This is a genomic window from Vibrio cyclitrophicus (assembly GCA_023206055.1).
Taxonomy (GTDB): Bacteria; Pseudomonadota; Gammaproteobacteria; order Enterobacterales; family Vibrionaceae; genus Vibrio; species Vibrio cyclitrophicus_A.
This window is the reverse complement of record CP065366.1, coordinates 1,766,541-1,779,107: the sequence shown is the minus strand read 5'-3', so window position 1 is coordinate 1,779,107 and position 12,567 is coordinate 1,766,541. Positions and strand designations below refer to the sequence as shown.

The following is a 12,567-nucleotide window of genomic DNA, read 5'->3' as shown; positions in this document are numbered from 1 at the left end:
GGTTAGAGACCACACTATGAATAATGGATGCTTATTGTTGATTATTCACCTTGTTGCAAAATGGTTAAGGTAATGAAGAACAGTAACTTTCACCCACTACCACTAGATCATCCGTTTGTGATCGATGAATTCAGTTTTAAAACAGACTTGGACTTCAAAGGTAAAGAGGTTGATATCCCTATCGCGCAGTTTGATAAGCGGCACTTCAACGACAAGCTATTTGGTGTTACTAACGTGCATTGCCCTATTGCGATCACTCACTCGGTCAACAAAAGGAAAGCCGAATACTTTGCCGGTCGTTATTTGGTCGCAAGGCAGTTACAACAACTGGGCTTTGCACATCAAATGCTTGAGCCAAACATAGATCGAAGCCCAAGGTTGCCTTCAGGCGTTATAGGTTCGATCTCCCACAGTCAAGACTTGGCTTGTATTGCCGTTTTGCCCTCTCCTAATTCAAACAGAGAAAGCATTGGGGTTGATATTCAACACTTAATAACGAATGACGTTTGCCGTGATATCAAAGACATGGTGGCGAACGTTAATGAGATAGAGCTTGTGGAGATGTTTGGAATGACTCGTTCAGAAGCTGTGACATTGCTATTCTCGGCTAAGGAAGCCATCTATAAAGCATTGGCTCGATTTGTGATTAACGGTTTGGATTTTGGCTCAGCGACACTGAATGCGATAGATAAAGACACTGTTAAGTTTGAGATATCACCACAAGTCATTTTGCAAAATCACGACACCATACGTGACAGTGTGACAGGAAGTTATTTGAGGACAGTAACCTGCCAATACAAGTACTTAGAACAAAAGCAATCGTACTTAACCGTGTGTTATTACCAACTCGATAACTAGCGGTTATTCTCAATAATTCACTTAAATAGAAATACTCATCACATGATGATCGGGGTCAGTTTCTATATCGACGATTGACCAACCGAGAGAAAGGTACAAAGCTGGAATGTTGGTGTAAGCGTAAAGATTAGACGTCGAATCCTTCGAGGGTTGAGATTGAGACCGATAATAATCTGGCATTTGCGCGACTGCACGCTTGATCAATTCACTCGCAATACCTTGACCACGCCACTGGGAATCCACATAAACGGCATTGATCCAAACCACATCTCTTACTTGATGAGGTTCTTGAAAATAGGAATACGCCAAACCGCCAATCACAACATTATCACGAAGCACTACGAGTACCGGTGGTAATTGAATATTGTCTCGGTTTGATTGTTCTGGATAGGCCAACTTAAACTTGAAATCAGACCATTCGCTTTGAAATAAGCCTTCTAACTCATTCAAATAAGGTGAGCTTTCATCGCAATTTCTAAAGATTACTTTCTGCATTTTTCCGTCCTTTGAAAGGGAGTCGTTCGACCATCCTAGTCTTACTTAATCTAAGTGTAGATAAAGCTACTCTTCTTCGTCGTAGTCGTCTGCTGGGTCTTGATTAATTTCTTCGCCACATCCTAGGCATTCACCTTGTAGCTCCGTAGGCATGACAATAATCAAACCACAATGCGGACATAAATCACCTTGTTGATACATATGAGTAATCCCCTTTCCTTCATGGCTATTGCTTAGGATACTTTTGCTTACTCGCTTCTAACCAGTCGTGAATCACTCGCCGAGCAGATTCTGATGGCGGTGCATTTCGTTTTCCACAGATTTGGTCGATCTCAAACGGAAATGCTTTGCTCGGAACACGGCGTAAACCTATGGTTAAACGCTGAGGTTTGAGCATGCGAAACACCACATAACGATCGCTCATAATTCGGTTGTGATACACGCCAATGCAATGCTTCTGCTCTATGCCTTCGTGTTCAAGATCGTAATAATCAGTAAGAGGATGAATGTCGTCATTGCCAAGCAAAGGAACTGGATAAGGGATGTCTTTATCCATTGGGCGATTACCCTCTAAACGACGCAATTGGCGTTGCTCCGTCCAACGGTCATGCAGTTGCTCAAACATCACGAATGAGTTCTGACTGGTAATAGCGCGCAACGGATCATCCATCTCCAAATCTTGCCCTAGTAATATCGCATCTTGGAACATCGCCATCTTAGACGGTGCATTAAGCCTCCCCTCTTCCACCATCGCAATCCCGAGTCGGCTACCAGTTAAAAATGGATGAACTTGGTCCAAACGCAGCGCTGTGTATCCGACTTTTGAGTAGTGCTTAAACTTAAGAACGCGTCTTTGTAATGGCTCGAGAATACGAACAATGTGGTCCAGCTCATCGCCAACGTTGTAATGTAATTCTAACTTGTCGATGAATTTTAGTGTCGCTTTACTGCTGTCTAAGCCGAGTTTGGCAAGAATCTTCTTTTGCCCTAAGCGACTTAGTTCCAATGCTTTCTGATTATCGACACTGTATTTCATGCAAATCAACGCCAAGATAACGGGCCTTAATTCAAGCAGTTGCGCCGCTTCATAAGTGTTCGCTGCAAGCCATAGCATTTGATATTGATATTCTGGAAAGTCATCGGTGATTTCACGATAACGAGCAGGCAACGATTCTAACCAAAGACCATTAACATCAAACTGTTCAACAAGATTGAGACTTAACCCAATACCACCATCGAGCGGGCGTCTGCCATCTTCAAACACATGAAAGCCCACGAGCTTTTGCGACCAATCTCGGATCTCAATATCGTAGTCGAATCCTAGTGTTCGAGTGGGAATGGTTAGTAGTGCTGTCATTGATGCCTCTTAGTTATTGGCGCATTGAACTGTCAAGCCTATCCAATAGCATAAGCGAGCGCTTCAACCACTATATCAACCTTTTGTAAATTTCTTATCAATCAAAGCGATATAAATACGATAGTGCTTAGAAGAACATTGAATGACGATTTTACGCAATATGAGACCTCTTCGATATCATTTGCGCCAACAAAAACTATGCTTGATATAGAACCCACAACAAAAGGCTTAAATTATGGAATACCGACATATTCTAGTCGCCGTCGAACTGTCTGACGACACCAAAGTACTGATTGATAGAGCGGCTTTCTTCGCCGAAAAACTCGATGCGGGTATTTCGTTTGTTTATATCGACGGTACGCATGGAGAAATTTACCCGGAAATCTTTGATATTCAAGGGAATGAAGGTAATTTACCCATCAACGAAGATACAATTAACCACCTGAAAGAGTTTGAGACCTATGCCAAGCACACTATCAAGCACATTTTCGTGGGAACGGGCGATTTAAGCGATAAGCTCAAAAATGTCATCGAAGCAAATGGCGTTGACCTATTACTCTGCGGGCATCACCATGATTTTTGGCATAAGCTTATTTCCCATTCGAAACAGATCATCGACATCTCTCCTATCGATATTCTGGTCGTTCCTATGGAGTAGAGGCTTTAACGAAACTCCTAGAAACATTCTGTCGTGCCAACCTCTATCGCTATTATTGGTTGGCTTGATACCCTCTTCAACATCTTCATCCTGACCGAAATCTGCTTTTACCCATTCAGAGTAGTCATTTGTGATCTTGTCAGCTTATCAACTCGTAAGCGTCTAATAATTAACAAATCGCCGAGTGTAGGTAATGAAAAAGATTGGTCTCTATCTTTTTACAAACGACTTAAGAATCAACGACAACACGCTACTTTATCAAGCAAGCCAATTCGTCGATGAGCTCGTTTGTGTCGTTGTCGAACCGAATCTATCTCACTACTCTTCACTGTTCGCTCAAGAACAGAATTATGGCGCTCACCGCATAGCTTTCATTTCACAATCGATTAGCGACCTTAAGGCTAGCCTGCGCGACCTAGAACAACCACTCATCGTCCTTACACAAGACCAATATAAAGGCGATGGCGTTAAAAACTCGCTCAAAGAAATTATCTCTGCTCTTAACGTCACTCACTTTTTTGCAAATGATCATTGTGGCTACGACGAGCAACAACTAGTGCAATCAACGCTGACTGACTGCCCGAACATAACTGCGATTCAATCTCATAACTCGACACTGTTTCAGCTCGATGACTTCCCTTTTACGTTAGACAAGTTACCCCGCTCGTTTACCCAATTCAGAAAACTCATTGAACACTTGGCTGTCGATACACAAAGTTTGACCATAACGACGTTAGCACCAACACCAGTAGCAGTACCAGACCTCACAACAGTGTCACACTATCACTCAAATGGTGACCTTTTTAAGATTAGAAATTTGGCGAACGAGCAAACCTTCAAAGGCGGTGAAAGCTCGGGATTAGCCCATCTCGAACACTACTTTTCACACGATTACGCGGGCCACTATAAACAGACAAGAAATGCATTGGATGGCATTGAGAACTCGACCAAATTTTCACCGTGGTTAGCGTTAGGCTGTGTTTCACCGAAAACAATCTGCCGACACCTCAAACACTTTGAATCTGAACATGGGACAAATGACTCTACATATTGGATCTATTTCGAGCTGTTGTGGCGTGAGTATTTTTATTGGAAAAGCATGTCGCTGAAGTCATCGCTGTTTACAAGATCATCCACAAACCCCGTGACTGCAGTAAATAACACTCAATCTGGAAGCCTTAATTTTGCCAAATGGAAGAGTGGTAACACCAACTATCCGATTGTCGATGCCTGTATGCGTCAATTAAACGCGACAGGCTACATGTCCAATCGTGGAAGGCAGTTAGCCGCAAGTTGTTTGATTTACGAGTTGGGAGTCGACTGGAGACAGGGCGCAGCCTATTTCGAAAGCCAACTTGTCGACTATGACGTGGCATCTAACTGGGGTAACTGGGCGTATATTGCCGGGGCGCTCAACTCTCAAGCAAAAAGTCAGGCCAATAAGCAAGACAGTGCCAATCAAACGCAACTTAAATCACGCCATTTTGATTTAGCTAAGCAGACTGAAATGTACGACCCAAACCATGCTTTCATCGATCAATGGGCAGGCGGTCACTCAGACACAAAAAGCCTCACAAACCAGGACGCATTATGAACTTTAAAACGGTACGACTTGTATTAGGTGACCAACTCAACATTCAGCATTCATGGTTTCGACAGGTTGACGATGATGTTATTTACATCATCGCTGAGCTCAAACAAGAAACGGATTATGTTGCATCTCATATTCAAAAGGTTGCCTCGTTTTTCTGCGCGATGGGTTACTTCGCTGAAGAATTGAAACAGCAAGGCCACCAAGTCCTTCATTTGACCTTGGACGATACCAGGCAATTTGAAAACCTAGATGCACTTCTAAAGCACTATGTACACGAATTCGGTGTAGAGAAATTCGAATATCAAAGGCCAGATGAATATCGCCTATTAGAACAACTGAACAAGCTCAAACTCACCAATGCCACCAAAGGTTGTAGTGATACAGAACACTTCCTCTTTCCGTTCGAGGAGATCGAACAACAGTTTCCGAAAGACAAACACATCATGATGGAACACTTCTATCGCCGAATGAGAAAGCGTTTCGACATTTTGCTAGAAGACGGAAAACCAGTTGGCGGCAAATGGAATTACGACGCGAGCAATCGAAAGAAACTCAAGAAGCAAGACATTGAAAAGCTGCCTCAACCGTTAATGTTTACCAATGACATAACAGACATTTTGCAGCGTATCGAACGCCACCAAGTACAAACCACTGGTCAAGTCGGTAACCAGTTATTGTGGCCAGTTAACCGCGCACAAAGCTTGTCTCTGCTCGCTCATTTCTGCCAAGTTTGTTTACCGTTATTTGGGCAGTTTCAGGATGCGATGACTACAGAGCACGACTCGAAATGGAGCTTGTATCACAGTCGCATTTCGTTCTCGCTGAACAGCAAACTGTTGAGCCCTAAAGAAGTAATTGATGCAGCACTGTCGGCATACCAAGCTTCCATTCATCGAGACAGTTCTCCAGATAAACCAAGTATCGACATTGCACAAGTTGAGGGGTTTGTACGCCAAATACTGGGGTGGAGAGAATACATCCGCGCCGTTTATTGGGCGAATATGCCTGCATACGCCAACAAAAACCATTATTCCGCAAACAACAACCTACCCCATTACTTTTGGGACGGACAAACCAAGATGAACTGCATGAAGCATGCGATTGACCAGTCTCTTGAGTTTGCTTACGCGCACCACATCCAAAGATTAATGATCACTGGCAACTTCTGTTTAATCACAGGCATAGACCCTGACCAAGTCGATAGTTGGTACCTTGGTATTTACGTCGACGCGATTGAGTGGGTTGAAATGCCAAATACGCGAGGTATGGCACTGTTTGCGGATGGCGGGATCGTCGGAACCAAACCATACTCTGCCAGCGGTTCCTATATCAACCGCATGAGTGACTACTGCAAAGGCTGTCACTACAAGATAAAAGAACGCAGCGGTGAGCAATCTTGCCCTTTCAATAGCTTGTATTGGCGCTTTATGAACCAGCACCGCGATGCGTTAAACCGCAACCCACGCATGGGCATGTTATATCGCACTTGGGACAACATGGATGAGCAATCACAACAAGCGATTCTCGATACCGCTGAACAACGAATCACAAACTTGGAGAACTTATAATGGTGGAGCAACTCAGATTACATATATTGGTGGTCGGTGGAAGTGGCGGTATTGGTTTCGCTGTGGTTAAACACCTATTATCTGAGCTCTCTCGGTTCGATTTTCTGGATGTGCATGTAAACGCGACTTACCACTCTCAACAACCGGAACTAGAAAACAGCCGCTTAAACTGGCACAAAGTCGACGCAACCAATGAATCGGACATCAAACGCTTGAGTTCTGAGTTTGACCAACTTGATTGGTTGATCAACTGCGTGGGTATACTTCATACACCGGAACTTGGTCCAGAGAAAAACTTGTCTTCCATTGACCCTGAATTTTTCCTCAAAAACATATCTGTGAATACCCTGCCCAGCTTATTGCTGGCAAAACACTTCACGCCGATTCTTAAAGCAAGCGACAATCCAAAATTTGCAGTGGTATCTGCAAAGGTAGGAAGTATTTCAGACAACAGATTGGGCGGCTGGTATAGCTATCGTGCTTCGAAAGCAGCCCTTAACATGTTCATCAAAACCATGTCGATTGAATGGCAGCGTACTCTTAAGAAAGGCACCGTGTTAGCGCTGCACCCAGGCACAACAGACACAGCTCTGTCGAAGCCTTTTCAGACCAATGTCCCTGAAGGTAAGTTATTTGAATCTAGCTATGTCGCCCATCAATTAGTCGATATCATTCGCACTGCGACCCCGGACAAAAGTGGGGACTTCTACGCTTATGATGGTGAGCAACTTAGTTGGTAGTTAATACCTGTATCAGGAAAGAAAAAACCCAACAGAGCCGAGGCTCTATTGGGTTGTTGTTTTTAAAAGGACGCATCAATTTTTTAAGGCGTTGTGACTGACATTTAACTAAAGATCAAAACTGATCATCACGATTACTCAGCCCAATTGAACTTGCTATCGTCGACACCTTCTTTCTCTTCTTTAGCTCTCTCGCGTCGGTGTTGTTCTTCAACTCGCGCAGCGTCTATCTCTTGCATTATGGCTTCGATATCAGCCAAGTCGTCCGTTTCAGTAAACTCACCCGTCAGCTTGCTGTCTGGCTTTAAGTCGCCTTTCTCATACAGCGCCCACATTTCCTTGGCATACTCAGTTTTCGCCAATTCAGGAGCAAACTGAGCGTAGTAGTCACGGATGTTATTAATATCACGAGCCAACATCCACTCAGCGTTGTTGTTCGCCGAAGCGTCAACTGCTTGCGGTAAATCGATAATTACTGGGCCGTACTCATCCACCAATACGTTGAACTCAGACAAGTCACCATGGATCAAACCAACACACAGCATCTTAACTACGTAAGTCATCATTACGGCGTGATCTTCGATCGCTTGCTCAGCTGACATCACGACATCGTTCAAACGTGGTGCAACATAACCATCATCGTCTGTAACCAGCTCCATAAGCAATACGCCATCAAAGCAACCATAAGGGACAGGCACACGAACGCCCGCTTCTGCCAGTTTATATAAGGCATCCACTTCAGCACTCTGCCAAACCTTTTCTTGTTGCTCACGACCAAATCCAGAGCCTTTTTCCATAGCTCTAGCACGGCGGCTGTTTCGGACTTTTCGGCCTTCACGATACGCCGTCGCTTTTTTGAAGCTGCGTTGGCTAATTTCCTTATATACCTTGGCACAACGGATCGTATCGCCGCAGCGCACAATGTACACCGATGCTTCTTTGCCACTCATGAGTTGGCTTGTCACCTCGTCGACTAAACCATCGTCAACTAAAGGCTGTATTCTTTTAGGTATCTTCATGCCGTCTTTATACATCACTTATCTTACAGATAGAAATATTAACTTTAGAAATGAATGACGAAACGATTAAAGGATCATCAAAATGATGACAAAGGAGGGAAATTTGAGAGTTAGCGGAGTTAAATCATGACGAATGACCTGATCTATTCAAGAGTATGGCGACTAAGATTTATTTCGACGACAACGTTCAGAACAATAAATAACGTCGTCCCAACAGCGCTGCCACTTTTTACGCCATGCGAAAGGCTTTTGGCAAACGGGACATGTCTTGGTCGGTAAATGGGGTTTCTTGTGCATGGCCGTTTCCTTCTTGAAGAGTCCACTTCCTGCGTTTACTAGAGATTCCCTATTGCGCTCGTTCCTCTCTTTAGGGAATGACAAAGGCAATACGAACAAAGCCTAGTTATCTATGACGTTCGTTCCTGACTTTAAGGAGTGACGGCGAAGTGACTTATGACAGCTCCCGAATCCGTCATCCCCGAGAAGGAGGGACGACTGAATCGGGGATCTGCTTGGTCTAGCTCTGCCTCTATTTCTGCGCTAATGAATACGACTAAAAGCTAAGCAACAACCTTGTACTGCTTCTCCATTTCACTCACGCCAAGTCCGGAGTGTTTCGTCACTTTAAGCTGAACGGGTACTCGCTCTTTAAGTGCTTCAACGTGACTAATGACACCGATCATCTTGCCAGACGCATTCAGGTTATCGAGCGCGTTAAGTGCAATGTCCAATGTGTCGCTATCTAACGTGCCGAAACCTTCATCCAAGAACAAAGAATCAATACTGGTTTTGTAGCTAACAAGATCAGAAAGCGCTAATGCCAACGCCAAGCTCACTAAGAAGCTTTCGCCACCGGACAAAGTCTTAGTGTCACGCATAACATCGCCCTGCCATGTGTCGAGCACTTGCAGTTCCAGGCCATCATCAGCTTTACGTTTTAGCTCATAACGCCCATGTAAACGCTGTAGCTGCTTGTTTGCCAAATACACTAAGTTTTCCAGTGTGAGACCTTGAGCAAACTTACGGAATTTATCGCCGTTCTTAGAACCGATAAGTGAGTTCAGACGTGATATATCATCAAACTCGACCTGCTGCTCGTCGATCTGTTTGAACAGATCTTGCTGATTACTGCGGTTCTGGCTATCAGTTTCTAGATTGGCAGAAATCGCGCCGATCTTTGTCGCATGGCTTTGTTGTGCGTTTTGACACTCAGTAGTCGCTTCTTCAACTTGCTGTTGATTTTGCTCTTGCCATGTTTCAGCATTTGCGTGGTTTTGTAGCTCCACTTGCGTCGCTTTGGCGGTACTCAACCTTACTTGCGCACTGACAATCGCTTCGTCTAAAGACTTCTTCAGGCTTTGCAGTTGAGTTCTAACCTCTTCGTCTAACAACGCTGCTTCAAAATTAGCCTCATCTTCGAATGGGCTAGTTTTAAGCGCTTCTAGCCAAGCATTTGTCGCTTGTGTGAGGCTTGACTGCTTGCTGGCTAACTCGTCCGAGAAACCAGTGTGTTTGGTTTGCTCGGTTCGATATTCAAGTTCGCAACGGTTAAGCACTAACTGCGCGGCATCAAATGCATTTACCGCTTCAGTGACTTTTTGCTTCATCGCATTGCTGGTGGCTTGAATGTCTTTGTCACCAAATAACTCTGTTCTTTCAGCAGTTACACGAGTCAGTTCTAACACTAGAGACTCACTCTCTTGCGTCAGTGTCGCGAGCTCTTTCTCTGCGCTACTTAGCTTGTCATCTAAGGTTTTCAATTCGGCATTTTGAGTAATCAGTTGCTTCTCAATGTCGGCCTGTTGCTGTTTAGTTTGCTGCCATGTGCTTGATGCTTGCGATTTCGCAGTAAACCAATCATCAATATGCTCAAGTTCAGGCGCTTCAATAGCCGTTTGAACAATGCTCTCTTTTAAAGAGCTCCATTGTTGATCTTTCGCTTGAGTTATCTGAGTCACTTGTTCGTTTGTGACTTGGTTTTGCTTGTTCAAATCCGCTAAGCGTTGCTCGGCCAGATCAAGGTTAGATTGCGCTTTGTCAGCCATAACACTTACAGACAGGCGTTGTTTCTCAGCTTCGGCGTAATGCGCTTTAGCATCAGCCAACGCTTTGAGTTGCTGCGATCTCTGACTTAGTTGAAGCTCACACTGCTGAACAAAGGTCGTCACCGTAACTTCATTACCTAAATCGTTAATCGTAAGTAGAGCCAGTTCAGGAGTCGTACCAACGAAATCCGATAAGCCCTGTTGAAGCTTGCCAACAATGCCTTGCCAATTCAATTGAGCTTGTTGAGTATCGGCATGTGCACGTTGAATATCATCGTTGAGTGCAGTAATCATTGGAGCAAGAGAATCCAACTGCTGACGATGCTCTTGACCGTCTTTCTTGATGATCGCTAACTCATGCTTTTCACGCTCTTGTTGAGCAACCAAGTTTGCAATGTCTTGCGACTGTTCAATCGAATGGTCAGTTGAACCACACAATGGGCACTCAGATCCAGATTCTAAAGCTGCTCGGTATTTCGCCAATTCGCCTTCTTGATCAATCAAACGCGTTAATCGCTCAAGCGAAGTCTCTTTCTCTTTATATCGCTCAACTAACACTTCACGTTCTTTCGAAAGCTTGTCGACCAACTGAGTGTTACTTTGATGCGTTTGTGTTTTAACGTGCAGCTGCTGTTGAGCATTTAGAAAACCACGATTGATCTCAAGTAATGAATGCGTATTGCGATTCCAGAACTCCAACAGATCTTTTTGCGCATTCAATACTTGTTCGCTGGTGTTGCCTTGCAATGCTTCCCACTGTTGCTTTGCACTACTCTCTAGCACAACCAATTCAGCTAAAGTTTTATCTTGCGTGGCTTTAGCTTCTTGCGCAGATTTGATGATCGTTTGCTGTGCATCAACCGCAGACAAAGCTTGCTTCGCTGAGTTTAGTTGTTCTGAATGCTGGCGCTCTAGGGTACGAACTTGCTCGACCTTTGCTTGCCATTGACCTAGGTGTTTTTCCAGATGCTGATCAGCTTGATGCGTATTTAGGTACTCAGCGCTCAGTTGATCTTGTTGCTTTAGTGCATCTATTTTTTGGACCAAAACGACCTGTTGATTGCGCTGCTGCGTATGTAGCTCGTTTAGTGTATTCGCTGCATTACAGGCCGCAGTTTGCTTATCTTTGAGTACGGAAATTTGGTTATCTAGAGGGCGAACCTGTTCAATGATCTTCTCTTGATCTTGTTGTTCGGTTTTTATCTTCTGAACAGCATCACTGCTTTGAGTCAGTTTAGTTTGCGCGTCTTGCTTCTCTACATCACGAACGGCAAGTAACTTGGTGCTGTTATCTAAGTTAGCTTGAGTGGTGTTTACCTCTTGTTCGCAACGCTTTAAATCTTTGTGCATTGGGCGCAGTTTCTCAGCCGGATCACTGTTTGCCAAACGCTCTAGTGAAGGTTGGTTGCGGTCTAGTTCATCCTGAGTGGTTTTAAGATCGTGCTCACTGGTCGCAATAGTTTGCTCAGCTTTAGTCACGTCTTTCCACCAGCTTAGGTGCGCTTGCCACTCTTTTAATTGCTCCGCTAAACGCTTCTGATCGGCTTCTAACGTTTCACGCTCTGCGGTCAGCGCTTGGATTTGCTCTTCAGACAGTAAACTCACCCCTTCGGCTTTCGCTTTAAGGTGATTAAGCGACTCTTCACTCGACTTGAAATGATCGTAGATACGCTCTGAAATCAGGCTATAAACTTCTGTTCCCGTCAGCTCTTCAAGTAGCTCTGCGCGGTCGTTCGCATTGGCATTTAAGAACGCCGCAAACTCACCCTGAGACAACATGATGGATTTGGTGAAACGAGAGAAATCGAGCCCAGTTACCTGCTCGACCAACTTGGTCTTCTTGGTCAGCATGGTTTCTAAGACTTTGTCGGTGTCAGCATCGGCAAATTCACAGGTTGGCGTTTGTAATGCGCCATCGTGTTTTCCACGCGCTCGCTTTTGATGGAAATTAGAGCGGTACGTTTTGCCCTGTACTTCAAACTCCAGCTCAGCGAAACACTCACCCGTGCCACGCGTCATTAATTCATTATTGCCTTTAGCAATGCTCTTTAAGCGCGGCGTGCGGTGGAACAATGCCAAACAAATCGCATCAAGAATGGTGGTTTTACCCGCCCCAGTTGGGCCTGTAATAGCAAACAGACCATTTTCTGCAAACGGCGATTGGGTAAAATCGAGCTTCCAACGTCCTTTCAAAGAGTTCAGGTTTTCAAATTCTAGGCTTAAAATCTTCATA

Annotated in this window: 10 protein-coding genes; 5 read left to right on the top strand and 5 right to left on the bottom strand. The window is 44.4% G+C overall.

Features of this window, described 5'->3' with window-relative positions; genetic code table 11:
- Positions 1 to 60 precede the first annotated feature (60 nt).
- Positions 61 to 858: a 4'-phosphopantetheinyl transferase superfamily protein gene (locus tag ITG09_08000; GenBank protein UPR53609.1), complete on the top strand. Its 798-nt coding sequence runs from the start codon at positions 61 to 63 to the stop codon at positions 856 to 858.
- A gap of 21 nt (positions 859 to 879) precedes the next feature.
- Here the strand turns inward: ITG09_08000 and ITG09_07995 are convergent, their stop codons facing one another.
- Together ITG09_07995 and ITG09_07990 are read right to left on the bottom strand one after the other, a co-directional pair.
- Positions 880 to 1,353, bottom strand: a complete 474-nt coding sequence (locus ITG09_07995) for a GNAT family N-acetyltransferase (protein ID UPR53551.1) — start codon at positions 1,351 to 1,353, stop codon at positions 880 to 882.
- A gap of 226 nt (positions 1,354 to 1,579) precedes the next feature.
- Positions 1,580 to 2,710, bottom strand: a complete 1,131-nt coding sequence (locus ITG09_07990; GenBank protein ID UPR53550.1) for a PcfJ domain-containing protein — start codon at positions 2,708 to 2,710, stop codon at positions 1,580 to 1,582.
- A 235-nt stretch (positions 2,711 to 2,945) separates the two neighbouring features.
- Between ITG09_07990 and ITG09_07985 the strand changes: the two genes are divergently transcribed.
- The 4 genes from ITG09_07985 (at position 2,946) to ITG09_07970 (ending at position 7,270) form a co-directional block, all read left to right on the top strand.
- Positions 2,946 to 3,368: a universal stress protein gene (locus ITG09_07985; protein ID UPR53549.1), complete on the top strand. Its 423-nt coding sequence runs from the start codon at positions 2,946 to 2,948 to the stop codon at positions 3,366 to 3,368.
- 193 nt (positions 3,369 to 3,561) lie between these two features.
- A complete protein-coding gene (locus tag ITG09_07980; GenBank protein ID UPR53548.1) occupies positions 3,562 to 4,962 on the top strand; it encodes a DASH family cryptochrome in 1,401 nt (466 codons plus the stop codon).
- On the top strand, positions 4,959 to 6,530 hold the full coding sequence (locus tag ITG09_07975) for a cryptochrome/photolyase family protein (protein ID UPR53547.1): 1,572 nt from the start codon (positions 4,959 to 4,961) through the stop codon (positions 6,528 to 6,530). Before ITG09_07980 ends, ITG09_07975 begins: the two co-directional genes overlap by 4 nt.
- Positions 6,530 to 7,270: an SDR family oxidoreductase gene (locus ITG09_07970; protein UPR53546.1), complete on the top strand. Its 741-nt coding sequence runs from the start codon at positions 6,530 to 6,532 to the stop codon at positions 7,268 to 7,270. The genes ITG09_07975 and ITG09_07970 overlap by 1 nt, the downstream gene beginning before the upstream one ends.
- A 134-nt stretch (positions 7,271 to 7,404) precedes the next feature.
- Here the strand turns inward: ITG09_07970 and ITG09_07965 are convergent, their stop codons facing one another.
- The 3 genes from ITG09_07965 to ITG09_07955 all read right to left on the bottom strand — a co-directional run bounded on the left by ITG09_07965 (position 7,405) and on the right by ITG09_07955 (position 12,566).
- Positions 7,405 to 8,304 carry a serine protein kinase RIO gene (locus tag ITG09_07965; protein ID UPR53545.1) on the bottom strand — a complete coding sequence of 300 codons (900 nt, stop codon included), beginning with the start codon at positions 8,302 to 8,304 and terminating at the stop codon, positions 7,405 to 7,407.
- A 147-nt stretch (positions 8,305 to 8,451) separates the two neighbouring features.
- Positions 8,452 to 8,586, bottom strand: coding sequence for a DUF2256 domain-containing protein (locus tag ITG09_07960; GenBank protein UPR53544.1), 135 nt, complete (start codon positions 8,584 to 8,586; stop codon positions 8,452 to 8,454).
- A 263-nt stretch (positions 8,587 to 8,849) separates the two neighbouring features.
- Positions 8,850 to 12,566 (bottom strand): AAA family ATPase, encoded by a 3,717-nt coding sequence (locus ITG09_07955; protein ID UPR53543.1) that lies wholly within the window; start codon positions 12,564 to 12,566, stop codon positions 8,850 to 8,852.
- Position 12,567 lies beyond the last annotated feature (1 nt).

Excerpts from the sequence above, each read along its gene's own strand:
- ITG09_07975 (UPR53547.1), top strand. The coding sequence starts at position 4,959 with ATGAACTTTAAAACGGTACGACTTGTATTAGGTGACCAACTCAACATT.
- ITG09_07965 (UPR53545.1), bottom strand. The coding sequence starts at position 8,304 with ATGTATAAAGACGGCATGAAGATACCTAAAAGAATACAGCCTTTAGTT.
- ITG09_07980 (UPR53548.1), top strand. The coding sequence starts at position 3,562 with ATGAAAAAGATTGGTCTCTATCTTTTTACAAACGACTTAAGAATCAAC.
- ITG09_07955 (UPR53543.1), bottom strand. The coding sequence starts at position 12,566 with ATGAAGATTTTAAGCCTAGAATTTGAAAACCTGAACTCTTTGAAAGGA.
- ITG09_07960 (UPR53544.1), bottom strand. The coding sequence starts at position 8,586 with ATGCACAAGAAACCCCATTTACCGACCAAGACATGTCCCGTTTGCCAA.
- ITG09_07970 (UPR53546.1), top strand. The coding sequence starts at position 6,530 with ATGGTGGAGCAACTCAGATTACATATATTGGTGGTCGGTGGAAGTGGC.
- ITG09_07990 (UPR53550.1), bottom strand. The coding sequence starts at position 2,710 with ATGACAGCACTACTAACCATTCCCACTCGAACACTAGGATTCGACTAC.
- ITG09_07985 (UPR53549.1), top strand. The coding sequence starts at position 2,946 with ATGGAATACCGACATATTCTAGTCGCCGTCGAACTGTCTGACGACACC.
- ITG09_07995 (UPR53551.1), bottom strand. The coding sequence starts at position 1,353 with ATGCAGAAAGTAATCTTTAGAAATTGCGATGAAAGCTCACCTTATTTG.
- ITG09_08000 (UPR53609.1), top strand. The coding sequence starts at position 61 with ATGGTTAAGGTAATGAAGAACAGTAACTTTCACCCACTACCACTAGAT.